The 19191-nt window shown below is 39.0% G+C and carries 20 protein-coding genes and 1 pseudogene; 10 read left to right on the top strand and 11 right to left on the bottom strand.

The genetic code is table 11. The features are described from left to right. Positions 1-15 precede the first annotated feature (15 nt). From ACQV1I_RS11110 to ACQV1I_RS11085, 6 genes are all read right to left on the bottom strand, one after another. On the bottom strand, positions 16-981 hold the full coding sequence (locus tag ACQV1I_RS11110) for a DMT family transporter (RefSeq protein WP_116334418.1): 966 nt from the start codon (positions 979-981) through the stop codon (positions 16-18). Positions 982-1182: 201 nt separating this feature from the next. Then, positions 1183-2253 carry a YheC/YheD family endospore coat-associated protein gene (locus ACQV1I_RS11105; RefSeq protein WP_116334419.1) on the bottom strand — a complete coding sequence of 357 codons (1071 nt, stop codon included), beginning with the start codon at positions 2251-2253 and terminating at the stop codon, positions 1183-1185. Positions 2254-2364: 111 nt separating this feature from the next. Then, positions 2365-3276: an RluA family pseudouridine synthase gene (locus ACQV1I_RS11100; RefSeq protein ID WP_116334420.1), complete on the bottom strand. Its 912-nt coding sequence runs from the start codon at positions 3274-3276 to the stop codon at positions 2365-2367. After that, positions 3273-4013 carry a glycerophosphodiester phosphodiesterase gene (locus ACQV1I_RS11095; protein WP_018669991.1) on the bottom strand — a complete coding sequence of 247 codons (741 nt, stop codon included), beginning with the start codon at positions 4011-4013 and terminating at the stop codon, positions 3273-3275. Before ACQV1I_RS11095 ends, ACQV1I_RS11100 begins: the two co-directional genes overlap by 4 nt. 129 nt (positions 4014-4142) lie before the next feature. After that, positions 4143-4529, bottom strand: a complete 387-nt coding sequence (locus ACQV1I_RS11090) for a thioredoxin family protein (RefSeq protein WP_255193548.1) — start codon at positions 4527-4529, stop codon at positions 4143-4145. A gap of 17 nt (positions 4530-4546) precedes the next feature. After that, positions 4547-5449, bottom strand: a complete 903-nt coding sequence (locus ACQV1I_RS11085) for a LysR family transcriptional regulator (RefSeq protein ID WP_116334421.1) — start codon at positions 5447-5449, stop codon at positions 4547-4549. 144 nt (positions 5450-5593) lie between these two features. On the opposite strand from ACQV1I_RS11085, the gene leuC reads away from it, so the two are divergent. Beyond that, positions 5594-7012 (top strand): 3-isopropylmalate dehydratase large subunit, encoded by a 1419-nt coding sequence (gene leuC, locus ACQV1I_RS11080; RefSeq protein ID WP_116334422.1) that lies wholly within the window; start codon positions 5594-5596, stop codon positions 7010-7012. Positions 7013-7151: 139 nt separating this feature from the next. After that, entirely contained in the window at positions 7152-7745 is a 594-nt protein-coding gene (gene leuD, locus ACQV1I_RS11075; protein WP_116334423.1) for a 3-isopropylmalate dehydratase small subunit, read from the top strand. A gap of 114 nt (positions 7746-7859) precedes the next feature. On the opposite strand, the gene ACQV1I_RS11070 is transcribed toward leuD, so the two are convergent. Both ACQV1I_RS11070 and ACQV1I_RS11065 read right to left on the bottom strand, forming a co-directional pair. Further along, entirely contained in the window at positions 7860-8192 is a 333-nt protein-coding gene (locus ACQV1I_RS11070) for a hypothetical protein (protein ID WP_116334424.1), read from the bottom strand. A gap of 238 nt (positions 8193-8430) precedes the next feature. Then, positions 8431-8970, bottom strand: coding sequence for a cupin domain-containing protein (locus ACQV1I_RS11065; protein WP_116334425.1), 540 nt, complete (start codon positions 8968-8970; stop codon positions 8431-8433). A gap of 805 nt (positions 8971-9775) precedes the next feature. Here ACQV1I_RS11065 and ACQV1I_RS11060 point away from each other — a divergent pair. The 4 genes from ACQV1I_RS11060 to ACQV1I_RS11045 all read left to right on the top strand — a co-directional run bounded on the left by ACQV1I_RS11060 (position 9776) and on the right by ACQV1I_RS11045 (position 12949). After that, positions 9776-10417 (top strand): L,D-transpeptidase family protein, encoded by a 642-nt coding sequence (locus tag ACQV1I_RS11060; RefSeq protein WP_438769962.1) that lies wholly within the window; start codon positions 9776-9778, stop codon positions 10415-10417. Between the two features lie 257 nt (positions 10418-10674). After that, positions 10675-11385, top strand: a complete 711-nt coding sequence (locus ACQV1I_RS11055; RefSeq protein ID WP_116334427.1) for a YetF domain-containing protein — start codon at positions 10675-10677, stop codon at positions 11383-11385. A 426-nt stretch (positions 11386-11811) separates the two neighbouring features. Further along, positions 11812-12618 (top strand): DUF2935 domain-containing protein, encoded by an 807-nt coding sequence (locus tag ACQV1I_RS11050; protein WP_116334429.1) that lies wholly within the window; start codon positions 11812-11814, stop codon positions 12616-12618. 172 nt (positions 12619-12790) lie between these two features. Next, a complete protein-coding gene (locus tag ACQV1I_RS11045) occupies positions 12791-12949 on the top strand; it encodes a hypothetical protein (RefSeq protein ID WP_176452319.1) in 159 nt (52 codons plus the stop codon). A 26-nt stretch (positions 12950-12975) separates the two neighbouring features. Here ACQV1I_RS11045 and ACQV1I_RS11040 read toward each other — a convergent pair whose 3' ends face one another. From ACQV1I_RS11040 to ACQV1I_RS11030, 3 genes are all read right to left on the bottom strand, one after another. Further along, on the bottom strand, positions 12976-13335 hold the full coding sequence (locus ACQV1I_RS11040) for a hypothetical protein (protein ID WP_236645822.1): 360 nt from the start codon (positions 13333-13335) through the stop codon (positions 12976-12978). A gap of 78 nt (positions 13336-13413) precedes the next feature. Beyond that, a complete protein-coding gene (locus tag ACQV1I_RS11035; protein WP_236645823.1) occupies positions 13414-13863 on the bottom strand; it encodes an N-acetylmuramoyl-L-alanine amidase in 450 nt (149 codons plus the stop codon). 184 nt (positions 13864-14047) lie between these two features. Then, positions 14048-14386, bottom strand: a complete 339-nt coding sequence (locus tag ACQV1I_RS11030) for a YolD-like family protein (protein ID WP_116334430.1) — start codon at positions 14384-14386, stop codon at positions 14048-14050. Positions 14387-14633: 247 nt separating this feature from the next. Here ACQV1I_RS11030 and ACQV1I_RS11025 point away from each other — a divergent pair, with 247 nt between their 5' ends. From ACQV1I_RS11025 to ACQV1I_RS11010, 4 genes and pseudogenes are all read left to right on the top strand, one after another. Beyond that, positions 14634-15293 carry a hypothetical protein gene (locus tag ACQV1I_RS11025; protein ID WP_116334431.1) on the top strand — a complete coding sequence of 220 codons (660 nt, stop codon included), beginning with the start codon at positions 14634-14636 and terminating at the stop codon, positions 15291-15293. Positions 15294-15305: 12 nt separating this feature from the next. Then, positions 15306-15869: a hypothetical protein gene (locus tag ACQV1I_RS11020; protein WP_116334432.1), complete on the top strand. Its 564-nt coding sequence runs from the start codon at positions 15306-15308 to the stop codon at positions 15867-15869. Positions 15870-16288: 419 nt separating this feature from the next. Beyond that, positions 16289-17497, top strand: coding sequence for a Kelch repeat-containing protein (locus ACQV1I_RS11015; RefSeq protein ID WP_116334433.1), 1209 nt, complete (start codon positions 16289-16291; stop codon positions 17495-17497). Between the two features lie 407 nt (positions 17498-17904). Then, positions 17905-19093 (top strand): annotated as a pseudogene (locus ACQV1I_RS11010) (IS3 family transposase). Positions 19094-19191 lie beyond the last annotated feature (98 nt).

The following is a 19191-nucleotide window of genomic DNA, read 5'->3' as shown; positions in this document are numbered from 1 at the left end:
AATGCACATATTTATTTAGTTGATTGGTTTTCCTGCTTTTTGTACAGCGTTTTTAACAGATGTTGCTGACTTTTGTTTATTCACAATGATAATACCCCCTGCTACACAAACTAGAGCAATTATTACCACGAGATGGATTGCTTCTTGTAGCATAACAGAAGAGAGTAGCACTCCAAACACGGGAATCAAGAATAAATACATGGAAACATTCCCTACTTTGTTGTATTTCATGATGTTGTTCCATAGTACAAAACCAGCGCCTGAAATGAATGCCAAATAGAACAGCATCAAGGTGGTGTTCCAATCAAATTGAAAAGGCATTATCCCTACCTGACTAGCTCCAACCGCAAGTAAACCTAATCCCCCCAGTAGCATTTGATAAGAAGTCAGATATAGAATATCGAGATGTGCTGCTTCTTGCTTTGATAAGATATTTCCTAATCCACCGCAAAACATAGCGGCCAATAAACAAATCTCTCCTATTCCAAATGTGATTCCCATCGAACCACCACTTGGTAAATTAACAATAATAACACCTAGGAATCCAATTGCTAATCCCACACATTTTCGTATACTTAATGAATCATTCTTGTACATAAAATGGGCCAGGATAATTTGAAAAAAGGAGGTAGTCCCCGCAATAATAGAGCCCTGGATCCCTGAACTGTAGCTAAGACCAATATAAAAAAAGATATATTGCAAAAATGTTTGAAAAGCTCCCACCTTCACTAATCGCTTCAAGGAGCCTGTTTGGTACCCTAACTGTTTACGCAGCAATAGCATCACCAATAAGATCCCCAGAGCAGCCAGCACAAAACGATATCCAGCAAACAGCATTTGTTCAAAGATGTCTGACTTGCCGATTTGTAAATGTTCATAGCTTTTTTTAATAAAGGGAAAAGAACTCCCCCATAAAAAAGTAGTTACTGTGGCTGCAACAGCTATACCAACAGGATGTGTAAAAAATTTCTCAGCTTTCATAAACTCGTTTCTCCTTCTACTCCTATCGGCTTTTAAAACGTATAGTTTTTCTTGTCCATCCTCGAAACGAAAAAAAGCAGGCGGTAGCCGTTCATTTCATTAGGACACGGGCGCCTGAATATTTTATTCCTATATTTACTTTCGTGATCGATTTCTTTCCAATACAAAATGAAGTTGTTTATTTACTATACCTAATTTGTATTACTGGACTGAAGCCAAATACTTTGCATATAGAATCGGACGTTCAATCGATTGCTGATAGGTTTGTATTTGTCCTAATTCCCGGAAAATTTCCCGGCCAGGCTTGGGATTTACCTCAATAAGCCAGATATATCCATTTACATCAATGCCAATATCAAGTGCAAGCTCCAACATCCGACCAAAATGTCGTTCGACTGTGAGAGCCGTTCGTCTTGCTAATTGATGACACTCTTCTATAATTATATGTGCTCCTTCTGCTCCAAATAACGATTCTAAAAACGGAGCCAGCTCTTTTGCCTGTCCCCCACCATGTAGATTAGAGGTAGCTGAGTGAAGTGGACCGATTCGAACTCCCATACCGGTCACGTCCCAAACTCCTGTTTGTTCCTTCTGAATGAGCAAACGGACATCTACTGATCTCTTTGGTATCAGGTCTAATTGCAAGCCTTGCTGTACAATCCATTTATCCTTTTTTCTCCATTTAGTAAGCCATTTGTTTGTCTCAAGAAGTGTTTTACACGTCGTTCTGATTTTCTTTCGCTGATCATCTCTTCCTACCAGGTGATAATGATTCTCTGCACGTTCTACCTTTACGATCCCCCTGCCACCTGTACCATTGCTTGGCTTAATATAGACATGGGAGTACCTTTCTAGTAGTTGCTTTAATCTCTTTTCTGTATACAAATAGGTTTCTGGTAGCCACTGCTCCATAGTAGGCTCTGTGGACAAGATCTGGTGTACCTTCCATTTGTTAGCCAGTCGGTGATTTGCATAATACATATGATTTCGTTTACGAAAATCTACATACTTCTTAAAAGCTTGATCAGATCGATAACGATAACGATCAATAACTACATCCGGCCAAGGAAAGCGCTTGGAGAGCCAGCCTTTTTCACGGGACCAAAAAAATCCTTGCACTAGTTTGGCTTTATCATCTACATCTTGTGGGGAAAACAGATAAAGAACCACTCCCAGTCGCTTTGAAGCACGGAGTAGCCTTTTAAAATAGCCAGGTTCTGCAAACGTCCGTCCAGATCGCCAGGTTAACACACCGATGATGGGTTTTGTCATACCATCGCCCTTTCATGTGATTTCTAGGCATTGTATTCACTATACGGACATTCGTTTCCTGGCTTACAGCTTTTCCTAATCTTTGTCGTAAAAAGGACGGCTTTATTTGGTTTACAATCGTTTCTTTAGTTCCTGTAAATCCTGTGGTAATTTTGCTGTGACCTCCACATGCTGCTCCCCGAATGGATGGATAAATTGAAGTTTGGCTGCATGTAATGCTTGTCTGTTTTGAAGGGCCTGTTTTTTTCTAGCTCCATACAAAATATCTCCGAGCAATGGATATCCCATATAAGCTAAATGAACACGAATCTGATGCGTCCGTCCTGTTTCAAGACGACAGGATACTTGAGTAGCATCACGATAGCGTTCAATCACATTAAAATGAGTAACAGCCCGGTCACCCTGTGGAGAAACTCGCCTTCTCGTTGCATGATGGCGATCTTTTCCTATAGGCGCCTCTATTTTTCCTTGCTCTTCTTGCATAATCCCTTCTACAAAAGCGATGTACTGGCGAGAAATATCCCGTCTTTCCAGTCTCTCAGCAAGCATAGCTCCAGCGAGTGGATGTTTAGCATACATCACCAATCCGGAAGTATCTTGATCCAATCGATGAATATGCCGAACCTTGTTCTTGATGTTCTGTTCTTTAAAATAACCAGCTACCCAATGGTCCAATGTCTCATGGTGAGTAGGTTCAGTAGGATGTAAAAGCAACCCGGCTGGTTTATCTACAATCAGTACATGATCGTCTTCATACGCAATTTGTAACCGTCCCTTGACTGGCTCAAGCCCCAACTCCTCTTCTTGACAAACGCGCATAGCAATCAGTTGCCCGCTTATTGTTTTTTGGACTTGAGTTGCTGGCTGGCCGTTGACTACAATCTCTTTGTTTTGAAATAAAAGATGCGCCGTTTTTTTCGGAAATCCCCATCTTTTTCGAAGTAAGTCTCCAAAAGAAAAAGCAGCCTCTTGTTCACCTAGCGTGCCAAGCAGCCACTCTCCCTCTCTATTCATTGAAATCATGTCGTACTTCCTTTCCATGAAAACCATCTATCGGGATGATTCGTGCATATATGTACATGCGATCCTAATTGAGCTAACTCTCGCATATGCTCTGGATCATCTACTGTCCAAGCTATGATATGATAACCCCAATCCTTTGCTTGTTGCACAATCTCCTGGGTCAAATAAGGATACGCGAGCGATAATACATCGGCTCCTATATGCTGGGCTTGTTCGTGTAATAAAAGTGGCATACCATAAATCAACGGTCCCACCTGCAAACGTGGTGCCAATCTTTTTACATGATAGACGCTCTGATGCTGAAATGAAGTAATGATCACATGTTCTTCCATATCATACTGTTCAATTAAACGGATCACTTTTTCTTCCAGCACCTGTTCCTTGCTTGCCATCATCTGCTTTAGCTCAATATTAAGCCATTTTTTCTCGCGATTGGCAATGAGCACTTCTTCCAAGGAGGGGATCGTCTCGCCGACAAATTGATCGTTGAACCAACTGCCCGCATCCAGAGAACGCAACTCAGCAAACGTATGATCTTTAACCCATCCAGTTCCATTTGTGGTACGTTCCAACGAATAATCGTGAATAACCACAGGAATTAGGTCCCTCGTTAGCTGAACGTCAAATTCGATCCCATCTATCTCCGGGTGTTCCAGTGCCATTCGGATAGACGCCAATGTATTTTCTGGAGCAATTCCTGACCAACCTCGATGCGCGATGCATACATTGCTTCGCAAGCTGAACCCTCCTTGAAAGAACTCCCAGTTGTTCTTTATTTGTTTATAGATATGAGCGTTTCCAACAAAATCTGCTCAGAATGTTTTCAGAAGTTATGTGTCTGTACGTTTTGAAGAGCGATTCTTTCATTAAAGTTCCGCACTAATTTGTACAGAACGATCTAAAAATTGCTCGATCTCTTCACGACTTTTAGCTAGTTTGCTTACAAAACGTATGACTTCCTTGCCGTTCTTGAACGTAACAAAGCTAGGGATACCCATGATCTCTAGTTGTTGGGACAGTTCAGGAAGGTCATCACGGTTAACTGCTATCATATCCACTTTCTCTTTATACGCTTCCTCTAATTCGGGCATAAACGGATCAATCCGAAAGCAGTCAGGGCACCAAGTTGTATAAAATTTAACAACAACCGGTTTGGAAGAACGGATGGCTTCTTGGAATGCTTCTTCTGTTTTAATCTCTCTCATGTGTGTATCCTTCCTTTCCATGCATGTTTTGTTGTTAGTGTAACACACCTGCCACTTTTTTGTCTCTACATGAGGTTTAGTGAGTACTGCTTCCCTGCTAAAGCTATCTCTTCACGTAATGCTAGCATGGGGGTAGATAAATGCTTATCTTTATGGGATGCAACTACCAAGGTTCGATTAGGGTGCGTTGATAGATGCACATAGGTTGGACAGACGTTACCGTTCATCGCTCCTGTAATCATATGAGGAGCGAAAGAAACCCCCATACCCGATGCTACCAATGCTTGCACCGTCTGGATATTTGAGCTTTCAAACACGACCTTAGGCATAAATCCAGCCTGCTCGCACAATGACAGTGAGATCGTGCGAAATCCTTGCCCTTCTTTTAATAAAATAAATGGTTCATCTGCCAATGCCTTTAAATCGACAACCTGCTCCTTCGCAAATGGATGTTGAGGTGGTAAAGACAAATAAATTTCCTCTTGTAATACCGTAGTTGTTAATAATGCAGGATGTTGTATAGGCATTGTTAGCAGGCTCATATCTAACTTACCATGAACCAGCATCTGTTCTAGATTACTCGATGTTTCTTCTATTAAAGTAACCTCGATGCGAGGATAGCGCTTGGTAAAGGCTGAAAAAGCTTCGGGTAACACAAATGCCCCTGTGATCGGTAGGCTACCCACGACGATTCTCCCAGCATTCCCTTCTGCAAATTGATACATTTCACGTTCTAAGGCATCTGCTTTCACAATAAGTTCAGTGGCTAACTGTATAAATCGATTACCTGCATCCGTTAACTCAACTCGTTGTGGCAATCGGTGAAACAAAAGAATTCCCCACTCACGCTCTAATTTTGCAATTTGTTGACTAAGCGATGGTTGTGCTAAATGGAGTTTCTCCGCTGCACGGGAGAAACTTTTTTCTTGAGCTACCATCATCACGTAACGTATTTGTCGCAATTCCATCTATATCTCCGCCTGTTCTTTGTTTCTATGCTTATAGGTAATTCCTATCGATTCTATAATCATTATATCTTTGTGCTATTTCTTTATCCATGGTACAACTAACAAAAGCAGGAACGCGATAAAATGTGAAGGAGCGGAAGTCCGATGAAAGCACGCACACTATTTGAAAAAATCTGGGATCAGCACGTCATTTACGAAGAAACTGGAAAACCTAGCTTATTATATATCGATCTACATCTAGTTCATGAAGTAACATCCCCTCAGGCTTTTGAAGGATTACGTCTGGCTAATCGAAAAGTGCGCCGCCCCGATCTTACTTTTGCAACAATGGATCACAACGTACCTACGAAGAACCGCTACCTTGTAGAAGATCCAATCTCACTTACACAGATGGAGACCTTAACAAATAACTGTCGAGATTTTGGCGTACCACTTGCAGATTTAGACAGCCCTGATCAAGGAATTGTGCACGTTATTGGACCAGAACTTGGATTAACTCATCCTGGGAAAACAATCGTTTGTGGAGATAGTCATACCTCTACACATGGAGCTTTTGGTGCTCTTGCTTTTGGAATCGGAACTAGTGAGGTAGAACATGTGTTAGCAACACAATGCTTACAGCAAGCAAAACCAAAAACAATGGAAGTACATGTAAAAGGTCCAATGCCGCTAGGTGTCTCTGCAAAAGATTTAATTTTAGCTATTATCGCAAAATTCGGCACTGACTTTGCCACAGGTTATGTTGTTGAATATACGGGGGAAGCTATCCGTCATTTAACTATGGAAGAACGGATGACAGTTTGTAATATGTCCATTGAAGCAGGTGCACGTGCTGGCTTAATCGCTCCAGATGACACTACTTTTGCTTACCTGAAAGGTCGACGTCATGTCCCTCAGGGAGAGGCTTTCGAACAAGCTGTTGCTGCATGGAAAGAGTTAGTAACGGATGAAGGTGCCGTATATGATGCTTACGTTGACCTCCAAGCGAGCGATATTGAGCCACAGGTAACCTGGGGAACTAGTCCAGGAATGGGTACTGGTATTACTAGAAACGTCCCTCATCCCGAAGAATTTGTTAGCCAAACCGATCAAAAGGCAGCACGAGACGCCCTTACTTATATGGGGTTATCTGCAGGTACTCCCATGACCGACATCCCTATCGATCGTGTGTTTATTGGCTCCTGTACAAACGGACGGATTGAAGATTTGCGCCGTGCCGCTGCTGTAGCTAAAGGTCGCAAGGTATCTTCTCAAGTCAATGCCATGGTTGTACCGGGGTCACAAGCAGTTAAGGAACGTGCTGAACAGGAAGGGTTACACCATATTTTTACCGAGGCTGGCTTTGAGTGGCGAGAATCAGGTTGTTCCATGTGTCTTGCGATGAACCCAGATATTTTGTCACCAGGTGAGCGTTGCGCCTCCACTTCTAACCGTAACTTTGAAGGACGTCAAGGACGTGATGGACGAACCCATTTAGTTAGTCCTGAAATGGCTGTTGCCGCTGCTGTCGCAGGTAGGTTCGTTGATGTCCGAGAGTGGCTGAACACTGCTGCTGTGGTGTAAGTATGCATAGCAAGACTTAGGGGCTTTTGCAATCTATCAGATTGTATTTGGATAAGGATGATTACATGTACTCAGCACATGTAATCTCTTGTCAAAAAAGCATGGGCACTACCCCTACATTTAAAAGGAGGCACTATCTATGGAACCCTTTGTAAAAGTGACTGGCTTGGCCGCTCCTGTCGATCGGGCCAATATCGATACAGATGCTATTATCCCCAAACAATTTTTAAAACGCATTGAACGTACAGGCTTTGGACAATTCTTGTTTTATGAATGGCGCTTTACGATTGAAGGCGAGCGAATTGATTCATTTGTCCTCCATCAGCCGCGTTATGAAGGAGCAACTATCCTCCTTGCACGTAATAACTTTGGGTGTGGTTCCTCACGCGAGCATGCACCTTGGGCTTTATTAGATTTTGGATTTCGAGTAATCATTGCCCCTTCCTTTGCAGATATCTTTTATAATAACTGCTTTAAGAATGGAATTTTGCCAATTAAACTGACAGAGGTACAAGTAGAGGAATTATTTACACGTACGGAGTCTACGGAGGGGTATACATTAACAATTGATCTAGAACGTCAAGTAGTGGAGGATGGCAACGGTCTCTCCTATCCTTTCGAAGTAGATACTTATCGCAGGTATTGCCTGTTACATGGTTTAGACGACATTGGAATTACCCTACAACAAGAAGATAAGATTGTGGATTATGAACAGAAAATGACAGTATGGTAAGAGGAATATAATTGGAATAAAGAGGAAAGGGATTCACTATCAGGTGACCCCTTTTTTTCTTTACTATAAGTTTTATTATCGTATCAAGAATCTAATATTTTTTTCATGCCATCATTAATTTTTCAATATACCTAAATATTCTTTCCAAGGCCCAACGTCCGCCCTGTATCTCTCGGCCATTACCCGTACAATTTGAGCAATGTGTGTTAAATCATGAACAACCCAAGTAGAAAGCATTTCATTTAAGTGAGAATAACGATCAAATGGAGGAAATACTTTACTTTCCCCTTCACGAAGAATAATTTCTAACCTTGGAATCCATGCTATAAGCTCATTTTTTGTATCTCTGAGTCCAGCCCAAAAGTTGCAACACTCAATTAAAGTTGGGTAATCAGAATACCTTCCGTCCCAAACTAACGCGTTCAGGCTCAGAATGCCCCTCAGCATTCCTCAACATCCATAGATTGCTTGAGTACGTCGTTGATAAGGGGTAGGCGCTTCTCCCAAGGACACGTGTTCGAGTTCTTACTACAAGAGTACCGATTTCGCCTTTTAAAAACGTCCAGCATTCTCTCTATTTTTATCCATGTTTTTGTCCTGCTTTTTGTCGGGTTTTTAATTTTTTGACCTTCGAACCAACAACAAAAACCACCTTCAAGGCGGTTTTTGTTACTACAGTATTCAGCTATCGAACCCGTTCAGCAGCCATAGCATTTGCTTTTGTTTCATGAACAGTACCATATGGATGCTCAGGTGGCGCATAGATAACGTAAATTTTTAGTGGTTTATTACCGGTATTGGTCACATTGTGCCATGTTCCAGCAGGTATCATAATTGCATAGCCATCATAGGCCATTTCTTGAAAATCTAATTTGTCTTTGCTATCACCCATTTGAACAAGTCCCTGACCTTCCTCAATACGTATGAATTGATCAGTTGTCGGATGGACTTCTAACCCGATGTCATCTCCAACATTTATACTCATCAGAGTCACTTGAAAGTGTTTCCCTGTCCATATAGCGGTGCGGTAAGTATTGTTTTGCTTAGTAGCTTGGTCAATATTTACTACAAATGGTCTTTGTCCATAATCTTTTAAAATGATGTTTTTATAATAAGGATTCCAGTTGTTATTCCAATTGTAATAATGAGGATTCCAATTATAACTCCAATTGTTGTTATGCATTGTATTATGCCATTGATAGTGATGGCATGATCTAGGGTACATTTTCATTCTCCTCCCATGATTTCATGATTTACCTTTTATCCTATGCAGTTGCCTATTTATAGGAATATAAAATGGGCAATAATGGGCAGGAGCCTGTAGCCTAATAAAACGATGACAATACAAAATGTCAAACAATGATATCCACTTTATTCCCCGCATGTCTTCATAGTTATTGAAGCAAAAGCGTAACAACTTAAATTTTTTCGATGGCTTTAGGAGCACAACATAACACTCTGAAATAATAAGGGCAACAGCGTCTGGTATAATGAAATAAAAATCGGCACTCAAATGATACCGAGTGCCGTAGCAATTTGAGAGGTTGCCTCTCCTTTTTTGATGTAGTATTGATTCTTTGTTAGCCCTAAATCTAAGTAAACATTTAAGTCATTTGCCATCTTTGTTGGATTAAGATGCGGAAACAGTTGTACAATCCCGTTTTCGGCTTGCTTCTTCTGATCCTTTACAGCAACCCGTAGTGCTTTATACTCTTTTACTCTCTAGCAACACTTTTCTAACTGCTTTCTCATGTATAGGTGGAAACATAGCTAATTGCTCGTGTATTGTGTTCATCAATCATTCCCCCTCACCATCTGCTCATAGGTATAACAGCTTCACAAACACACGTATCTCATGATGAAGGGACTTTTTTTATTTCTCCACATAATGCTTAAATAAATTTTTAAAAGATGACACATGTTAAATGATATCGAGTGGATCAGATAACTATTGGATAAAGTAGTGATTAATGATGAATCGAATTTCCCCTCTTTTTAGAGCCATTGCAACTATTTTTCTCATTTTGATCATGTTTGAACTAAATGGTTACCAGCCTGTTTATGCCGATCTATCGCTACCGATTGTAGTTGATCAAGGAATCTATTGCATTGACATTCACCCTCTGCAACACCAATTAATTGTTCGGAAACATGGTCAAAAAATAAAAATATATCCTATCTCTGTTGGTAATCCGTCCACCCCTACACCTGTTGGTGAGTACAAGGTTATATACAAAGGAAAAAACTGGGGACCCTCTTTTGGACCGCGGTGGCTAGGTTTAAACGTTCCTTGGGGAATTTATGGCATACATGGCACGAACAAGCCATATTCCATTGGACAGCATCTGAGCCACGGTTGTATCCGAATGCGCAACAGAGACATTCTAGAATTATTCGATATAATTCCACTCGGAACAAAAGTTACGATTTACGGGCATATATTAGGGGACCCGAATCAAAATCCAAGAGATTTAGCCGAAGGTGATGTTGGTGGCGATGTACAACTGATTCAATCCCGTTTGAAAAGCGCCGGATACTTTAATGGGAAATGTGATGGCAAGTTTCGCTCAAATACCACTGCTGCACTAAAAAAGTTTCAACGCGACCGTCATTTGACACAGAACGGTGTCGTCTCAATTAAAGTTTACGAAGAACTGGGATTGCTGGAGTAATGAACAAGGGAGAGGTCATTACTCCAGCTTGTCTTTAACTTTTACCTAAACCCTTTTAATATGGTGTGTCGATATCCCTCCCCATTACCTCAGTTACCAGTGTTGCAATGATCTGTTGTTCTTCCTTTCACCCCAGGCACTCTGCAACTTTCTCGTCAATCTTTCTGTTCATTGGCTTCCTTCTCTTAACTATCAAGATCACTGCATAGATTATTTTTTAAATAATCGAAGGTCAACAGCCAATCGGAGGTTTTTTTATGGTTAACAATGTTGCTTTACTTGACATAGCTGGTAGAACATTCTTTAGCTTTTTGACTCTGTTACTGTTAACGAGAATTTTAGGTAAAAAACAACTTAGTCATCTTACTTTCTTTAATTACGTTACTGGAATTACAATTGGATCAATGGCAGCATCTTCTGCATTCGACAAACACATCAACTTTATTGAAGCTATTTTTTCACTTATCATGTGGTCCTTACTAACTATTCTTGTTGAGTACATTAGTCTAAAATCGAACAAAGCAAGAGTTATACTTGATGGTCAACCCACAATCCTTATTAAAAAAGGAAAAATTATGGCAGACGCTTTAGCCCGGGTTCGAATGAACATGGATGACCTGAGCATGTTGTTGCGTGAAGAACATGTATTTACAATTAAGGATGTTGCATATGCCATTTTAGAACCTAACGGTCGTCTAAGTGTAATGAAAACAAAGGGTGCTACTAGTGTAACGAGAGAAGATTTGAAGATAAATAAGGCAGAAGTAACCATTTTCCCTTCAGAATTAATCGTAGATGGTCAGATTGTGGAGAAGAATCTGAAAGAATTTAACCTCAATAAAAAATGGCTACTTCAAGAATTAGACAAGCAAGGCATTACCTCATTAAAGGATGTGTTTTTTGCTGAACTCCAAGAAGATGGTTCAGTAATTATTGATAAAAAAGGAAACACTCATGAGTATAATTAGTTTTGTTTAGTAGTCTTTTATTGGATAAACCTTATCTGAATTTCTGTTCAAACCACCCCATCACCTTGGTTCCCAATGTTTCCATGATCTGATGTACGATCACTGTGCCTCCTCCCTGAGAAATTCAAGGTTTACTTTTTGTAAAATCACTGTTGAAAAATAACCACTAAAACCTTCTAAAAACACCACTTGTGTCCCACTTTTCGCTGTAAATCCATCATCCGTTTGACAAGACCAGATTTTACCGTAATTATTTGAAAATCTCAGCTTCTGTGCATGTGTGCATGCCACTTGGTCACCTTTTTTTAGACATTGATCTCCCTCCACATACGGCGTAATATCCCCACCTTTAGATTATCTAGAGACCCCCATAACATACCTCTAGCTTTACATACATATTCTGGACTATATAAGGGAGGGGACAACGTGAATAACAATACTCGAGAGAATATTTTGTTTGAGCACCGATTCTGGCTACAAATTCTGGGGGATCATTCCCGGTTTATTTTTGAATCATTAGCTCCGAAAGAGCAAGCAGAGATCGAGCGAGCTAACTACTTTATCCACACATTTGACAGATTATTGGAATATGCACGCAATAATCTGTCTGCTGAAGAAATCAATACGCTCAACCAACAGGCAAACAGTGAAACGCAAAACTTACGCCAGTTTAAGCTTCATCTTCTAGAACGACATCTTATTGGTAAAATTTCCATCAGTCTTCCTCCAACTTTTATAAACCATATGGTTAATGAACTGGAAGAATATCAACGAATCCTTGAGGCTTGTCTATCCGATAATTGGCCTCTTACATCTCATCCCCTTTACTATCATCTGGTTTGGCTCTTGGATGCTGTGGGGCATGCTGATACCATCACTTCACACCTAGATATGGTGGAACATGACTACAAGCAAAAAAGCAAGCACTTTACAAAACAATTTGAACATTTTCATCTCAAAGCAATCGAATTAGCCGGTTACCTACGGACAAATTTATCAGACTTCCCAGCGCTACATCGTTTTAATCATGAGACTGAAATGGAAATTCAACTATTTCAGGCCTTTTTGCATGAATTGGAGGAGCTACGATTGAAGGATGAGATATTAGGAACGTTGTCTCCACTTATGGCCGATCATATGTCAAGAGAAGAGTGTTATTATTTGATGAAGCTATCCGAAGTGTCTGAGGTCAAATCACCTGACTGTTATCCAACCAGACCCCGAATTGAATAAAAATTAGGGAGGACAGCCTTTTAAAAATAACTCTAAGTCTATCGAATCTCCCTTTTGACCAATAATGTGTGTTTTTAAATCACTTTGGATAAATTTTAAAAAATTAGTGAAACCTAGAACATAAAATAGCTAAACGTTAGAAAGAATCAAATCCATTAGGGTGGTGATTATAATGGACTCAAAACAACGTTCCGCAAAGGAAGAACCAACGATAGCTCCAAGTATGAACGGTCATGATCCACTTGAAGAAAAAGCGAGCACTGATGAAGTAGAAAAAGGGGAATATACTTCAGTCACTAAGCTTTTTCTTGACCGCACTCCAGAAGATTAGAAACGGGTAACCTATCCGTTTCTTTTTTAGTCCCAATTCGCCACGTTACAATGGCACCAAGGAGTATCATACAAAATACTTAGTTCTTGTTTATCAGCTGCTTTTGTTTTTAACGTTACTACACCAATTTTTTGATTATCCCAATAGGTTAAAAACTCTAGAACCTCATTACCAAATGTATAAATATAATTTTCACACGTAGCTGATTCATAGCAATCTTTTACTTCCATTTTATACTCTGTACCATACGTTTTGAAAACCTCTTCCTTTGTTCTTGGCAATTTTTCTCCCTCAAGATACTCCATATAAGAGATGCTTTTTATTACTTTATCGTTTTGCAAAATCAGCGTATTTGACAGTCCCTTTTTACTTCGATATGCTAGCAATTTTGTCTCTCCCTTTTCATCTTCTGATACAGATTCTTCAATTTGTGATCCTCCTTATTTGATGGCAGTTACATTTCATTATCTACCATCATTTACAAATTTATCGTGATATATCTTTACCTTTTTCATGTAGTAATCCCAATCCCAATATTTCCCTGGATCAGTATGTGTTTGATTCGGGTACTCGCTATGTCCCTTAATGTGTTTTCTGTTAACTGGGATATCATAGGTGTAAGCTAACTTCGCTGCTAGTTTTGCAGATTCTCTATACATAATATTTGTAAACCATTTTGGATCATCAACATACCCTTCATGTTCAATGCCAATAGTGTATGAATTTGCACTTCTTGCGTGATAAGCTGCATTCTTATCATTTACCATTTGAGTTATATCACCGTCATCACTTACATAGTAATGCGCAGAAGAAGCCCCACTACTATCATGGTCTTTTTGTGCCCAATCAATAGATCCAGTATATGTGCCTTCCATAACATGAATGACTAGATGAGTAATATCTTTTTGTTTCATTCCGTTACGTTCCTTCGCGTTCCTTCGTGTCAGCATAAACGCAACTTCTTACATATTTTTGATACCGTTGCGTTCCTTCACGTTCCTTTGCGTTCCTTGAAGTCGGTTTGCAAAATGGTTTGCAATGTTTGCAAAAGAAAAAGTCGTTTCCTAAATGTAAGGAGACGACTTTCCTCATTATAGATTACATATCTACCTTCACTACATCTTCTACAGGTATCCACCAAAAATCTTCATCATTCTTTAGCTTAATCTGTTTAAACGTTGAATCAAACTTCTCTACCCATCCCCAAGCAGATTCAATTACTCCTCTACCCTCTTTTGTTTCTTTCCACCAGCTAATCGTTAATGCATAGTCATACTGACGTGAGTCAGATATCCTGTAGCAAAACTCGGCTAACTCATCCTCTTCAATGATCGGTTTCTCGATCAGTTTCTTATCCTCGTGATACTGGCGTAAAATCTCTACATGCTCTGGCAAAATAAATTTCGTTACAAGTGGATCAAGAATTTTGCTAGCCATCAAAACATCTCCTTGAATACGAATGTATGTTCTTATTTTATTAGATGATGAGGAGATTATGCAATGGTTATAAATGGTATTTAAACCGAATGTAAATGAAAGAAGTACTACCAAGCCTACACACGGTCACATTCTCGCAGGTGTCCTCTATATACCTTTCATACATAGCTTTAATATTAATATTTACATATTTGGATTTAATTGGTAATATAATTGGAAATTAATAGAAAATAGGAGGAACAAAAAAATGGCCTTTAAAAAGCTTTCTATTGCCGTAGGAATTTGTTTAGTAGTATCTGGAGGGAGTTCTGTGTTCGCAAAATCTCAGGATATGAATGAACCTACTATTACACATGAAACAATAGGTGATTTGGAAATCGTTGAAAAAGTCTGGGATACTCCTGTGAATTATGATTATGAGGATGCTCTTGAAGAAGATAGGGAATCGAAATATACTCCCAAGGGTATTAGTCCTCAGTATGTCGATTTCAATGAAACCGTTTATGAAATGAGCAAAAAGGATTTATATAAATCAAAAAGTTTTGAAACAGAAGTAACAAATAGGGGTTCGGAAAATGACTCTGTTACAAGATCAGTCTCAAGAAAAACATTTGTTACCGGAAAAGTAGGCGCATCAGCTGAAACAGCAGTTAATTGGAAGCTAATTCAAGGGAAAGTAGGAATAAATGCAGAGGTTGCATTTGGAAAGGAAACTGTTGAGACTACAACTTACACTTGGACCATCCCTGCAAATACTGTTACAACTATTGAGTACGGATCAAAAGCAGTGAGCACAAGTGGGAGTATAGTGAAGTACTTCCATGGGGAGCCAAAGAAAACCACTTATGTATACACCGATTACTCATATTCCGAGTATGCTGATAAAAATCCCAAAAAATTGAGGTAGCAAAAAAACTACATGAAAAGAACACCAGTCATTCCAGCCGTTCTCATTGCTTTATTATTTCTATTTAGTGGTTGTGCAGTAGATAAATCTTCGGGAAAAGTAGACAAAATATCAGAGGAAACGATTCAGAGAGTATCCACAGAAAGCAAGACCTATCAATCGATTAATGAGTACAGTAAAGAAATTGCTGGACAGCACCTGAAAACATCTGTACTTCAAATATCCCAAAAAGATACCTTAGCTGATCTTAAACTTGAAATTTCTATATCGGAATATTTAAGGGAAAAGATGGTGGATACTGAAAAACCTATTTATTTTACATTTGGGGACGTATTGGGTAGCAAAAAAATAGGGCAGTTACTTGTTGAATCTCCTCCAGTTATTCAAATTGATTTGAGTAAAGGTAAAGAAAACACCTATACTCTCTCACAACAACTCAAATTAAAAGAGAAACCGTCAGAGGAAGAGAAAAAAACACTTTTAACTCCGGAGAATTATGAGCTACAAGTACTAAATGAGGAAAAGCTAGCTGTAGCTGTTTTCATTGGATTGGAAACGCCAACTATTCAGAAATAAAGCATGAAAAACACAAAAGTCCTCCAACGGTTTATTTTTTCCGTCAGAGGGCTTTTGCGTATTAAAAATAGATAACCCCCTCCTCTTCCAATACTCCTTTAGGTCCGCAAGCACTCAAACAATAGAGCCAAAAAATCTTTTGACCACAAAATAAGAACTCCTATCATGATTACATTTCTTTCCTATCATAATTAAAAAAGAAAATATTTATTTAAAAATATACAAAATACACCATAATTAATTACATATTTTTCAATTTATGTTTTGTTTTATGAAAATTAATCTCGTATAATGCAAATGTGTCGGCCGACATAGCTAATTTTTTTACAAAGCTTTTTATTCGTTATTCTTACATACACTCATAAAGGAGGTAAGCACTTTTCTCTTTCTATAACAGATAGAGTAAAAGTGTTAAACAAATGAACCTAAAGAAAATAGGATTATTCGCTATTGCGATGATTATGACTTTGTTTAGTTTTCAAACGTCTTCGTTTGCAGCAGAAGAAATGGAATGGGTTAAAAAAGCACCAATGCCGACAGCTAGATGGGGCGTTGGTGGAATAGTATACGATGATAAAATTTACGTATATGGGGGATCTATTGGACATGGTAACTTCTCTAATCTTGAAGTATATGATCCAGCAAAAGATGAGTGGGAAACTTTACCTAGCTCTTCCCAGGCTAGACACGGTATGGCATTTGTAGAAAATCAAGGGAATTTTTATGCCATTGGGGGAGAGAGTGATGGTAAGTCATCCAACATTGTTGAAGTGTTCGATCCTGTTTCAAACAAATGGACATCAGCACAGTCTATGCCAACACCTCTTCGTTATCTTAATGCTATTTCTCTAGATAATACTATCTATACTTTTGGTGGAATTGAAAGAAACGTTGATTACACTAATTTGGTATACTCATTTAATCCTGAAACAAATTCTTGGGTTTCTAAAAATCCGATGCCTTTTAAAGGATACTCTGTATCATTCATAAAAGACAATTCAATATATGTAATTCACAATGGTGATAATAAAAATACAATTTACCTTTATAACCATTTACAAGATACCTGGACAAAAGTAGATGAAATTCCCTCAGAATTAGGAATGGTCATAGGAACATTAGAATTTGATGGCAAAATGATATTTGTAACTCCCTCAACATTATCGAGTTATGATGTTAATAATAATAAATTAGTTACATACCCTGTACCCCCGTTTTATAGACATGGTGGTGCTTACGGTATTATAAACGGCAAACTATACATTATTGGCGGGAAAGCCCCTGATACTACTTCCGAAGTAGTTGAGTTAAATTTTTCTGATTTAGTTAATCCGGAACCGAACCCTAATCCAGATCCTAATCCTAACCCAGACCCGAACCCGAACCCAAATCCAACTGGAAATGCACTCTTAGTTATTTACATGGATAGTGGTTTAATCAAAGAATTTGAAATGACAAATGAAGAAATCAGAAACTTTACCGAATGGTATGAAGGTAGAGCAAAAGGAAACGGTAGAGAAGCATACATCGTGAATAAGAAATACAACATCGGACCTTTCAATTCTAGAAAAGACTTCATTAGCTACAGTCATATTGAGAGTTTTGAAGTTCAAGAATACAGTAGATAATAAGATACCCCCTCTTACACTATGTGTGGAGGGGGTTCTCATGTTTTTTAAGGTGATCAGTAAGTTTTTTAAATAGCTAATGTTTGGTTGCAAATTTTCATGAAAATAAGCAAAATGGTTGCAAAGATGATTGTCAAGAAAAAGAATGAAAACCCTCCCGATTAAGGAGGGTTAAATTTCGTTACAAGGGGATCAAGAATTTTACTAGCCATAAAAACATCTCCTCGGAATACGAATGTGTGTTCTTATTTTATTAAATCTTGAAGAGACTATGCAATGGGTAAAATTACATGTTTACCAATAAAAAAAAGTCCTCCAACGTTGGTATTATCCCCTTTGAGTAGACAGTGTAAAAAGCCCGCCCACCTGACGGTGGGTGGTACACTCTACTTGGAGGGGATTTTCCTATGGCTAAAAAAGGTCAAAAATTCAAACGTTATTCCGAGGAGTTTAAGCTGAAAGCTGTAAATTTGTATCAAGAAAGAGGGATGTCCTATAAAGCGATAACTAAAGCATTAGGAATACCAAGTTCAACTCAGGTTAAGCAGTGGGTTCGAAAGTTCAATAGCGGAGAAGGGGTTATGGATAAACGAGGGAAGAGCCGTTCTTGTGACCACCCTTTTATTGGTCGTCCACGCACCAAATTTGCTACTGTGGAAGAAGAAAGAGATTATCTTAAAGCGCAGGTAGAATACCTAAAAAAGCGCAATCCGAATCTGCATCTGGGGGGAAGGTATGGAAAGTAAATCGGTTTTTAATCATAAATGAGCTGCGTAAAAAATATCCCCTTACTTGGTTAGTGGAAATTGCGAGAGTGTCTCGATCCGGTTACTACAAATGGCTCAACGCAAAAGGAAGACCATCATTCAGACAAGAGCAGAATCAAAATCTGAAGGAACATCTAATAGCGATCCACCAAGCTCATCCATACTTCGGATATCCAAGAATGCAAATTGCATTAAGAAAGAAAGGATGGAATGTTAATCACAAACGAGTATACCGGTTGATGAAGGAGCTAAACCTTCGGTCTATTATCCGAAAGAAGAGACGTTATTTTGGTAAAACAGTATCTGTTATTAATCCTAATTTACTTAACCGTAAGTTTAAAACGGACAAGCCAAATCATTTGTATGTAACAGATATCACCTTTGTATCGTTTCAAAGTCGCTTTTACTACCTCTCAGTCATCCAGGATCTCTATAACAACGAAGTTGTTAGTTGGAAGGTTTCTCATCGAAATGACTTACAGCTCGTACTAGATACGGTGGAACAACTGAGCGAAAAAAGAGACGTGCAGGAAGCGATCCTGCATTCTGATCAGGGCTTCCAGTACACGTCTAAGCAGTACAATAAGCTAATAAAGGAACTTGGCATAAAAGGCAGCCACTCTCGCAAAGGAAACTGCCTCGATAACGCCTGCATTGAATCCTTTTTTTCGCATCTCAAAACCGAGACATTGTACTTTTCTGAGTGTAAAACAGAAGAAGAACTCTTTCAAGCCATAAAAAATACATATGGTTTTATAACCATGAACGATTCCAGAAAAAATTAAACCAGTGTGCTCCGGTGGAATACCGAAACACACTGTCTGCTTAGGCTTTTTTAATACTGTCTACTTGACAGGGGTAAGACCAGGCTTTTTTTGTTTTTGTTAAAAGAAGTACCTAGAAAAAGTCAATTAAGACACGAAAATA

Origin of the sequence: Brevibacillus sp. JB24b, assembly GCF_051713385.1 — a bacterium.
Lineage (GTDB): Bacteria > Bacillota > Bacilli > Brevibacillales > Brevibacillaceae > Brevibacillus_B > Brevibacillus_B laterosporus.
This window is presented reverse-complemented; position numbering and strand designations above follow the sequence as displayed.

Coding starts and splice junctions, on each gene's coding strand:
- ACQV1I_RS11110 (WP_116334418.1), bottom strand. CDS start 981: ATGAAAGCTGAGAAATTTTTTACACATCCTGTTGGTATAGCTGTTGCA.
- ACQV1I_RS11105 (WP_116334419.1), bottom strand. CDS start 2,253: ATGACAAAACCCATCATCGGTGTGTTAACCTGGCGATCTGGACGGACG.
- ACQV1I_RS11100 (WP_116334420.1), bottom strand. CDS start 3,276: ATGATTTCAATGAATAGAGAGGGAGAGTGGCTGCTTGGCACGCTAGGT.
- ACQV1I_RS11085 (WP_116334421.1), bottom strand. CDS start 5,449: ATGGAATTGCGACAAATACGTTACGTGATGATGGTAGCTCAAGAAAAA.
- leuC (WP_116334422.1), top strand. CDS start 5,594: ATGAAAGCACGCACACTATTTGAAAAAATCTGGGATCAGCACGTCATT.
- leuD (WP_116334423.1), top strand. CDS start 7,152: ATGGAACCCTTTGTAAAAGTGACTGGCTTGGCCGCTCCTGTCGATCGG.
- ACQV1I_RS11070 (WP_116334424.1), bottom strand. CDS start 8,192: ATGCTGAGGGGCATTCTGAGCCTGAACGCGTTAGTTTGGGACGGAAGG.
- ACQV1I_RS11065 (WP_116334425.1), bottom strand. CDS start 8,970: ATGTACCCTAGATCATGCCATCACTATCAATGGCATAATACAATGCAT.
- ACQV1I_RS11060 (WP_438769962.1), top strand. CDS start 9,776: ATGTTTGAACTAAATGGTTACCAGCCTGTTTATGCCGATCTATCGCTA.
- ACQV1I_RS11055 (WP_116334427.1), top strand. CDS start 10,675: ATGGTTAACAATGTTGCTTTACTTGACATAGCTGGTAGAACATTCTTT.
- ACQV1I_RS11045 (WP_176452319.1), top strand. CDS start 12,791: ATGGACTCAAAACAACGTTCCGCAAAGGAAGAACCAACGATAGCTCCA.
- ACQV1I_RS11035 (WP_236645823.1), bottom strand. CDS start 13,863: ATGAAACAAAAAGATATTACTCATCTAGTCATTCATGTTATGGAAGGC.
- ACQV1I_RS11030 (WP_116334430.1), bottom strand. CDS start 14,386: ATGGCTAGCAAAATTCTTGATCCACTTGTAACGAAATTTATTTTGCCA.
- ACQV1I_RS11025 (WP_116334431.1), top strand. CDS start 14,634: ATGGCCTTTAAAAAGCTTTCTATTGCCGTAGGAATTTGTTTAGTAGTA.
- ACQV1I_RS11020 (WP_116334432.1), top strand. CDS start 15,306: ATGAAAAGAACACCAGTCATTCCAGCCGTTCTCATTGCTTTATTATTT.
- ACQV1I_RS11015 (WP_116334433.1), top strand. CDS start 16,289: ATGAACCTAAAGAAAATAGGATTATTCGCTATTGCGATGATTATGACT.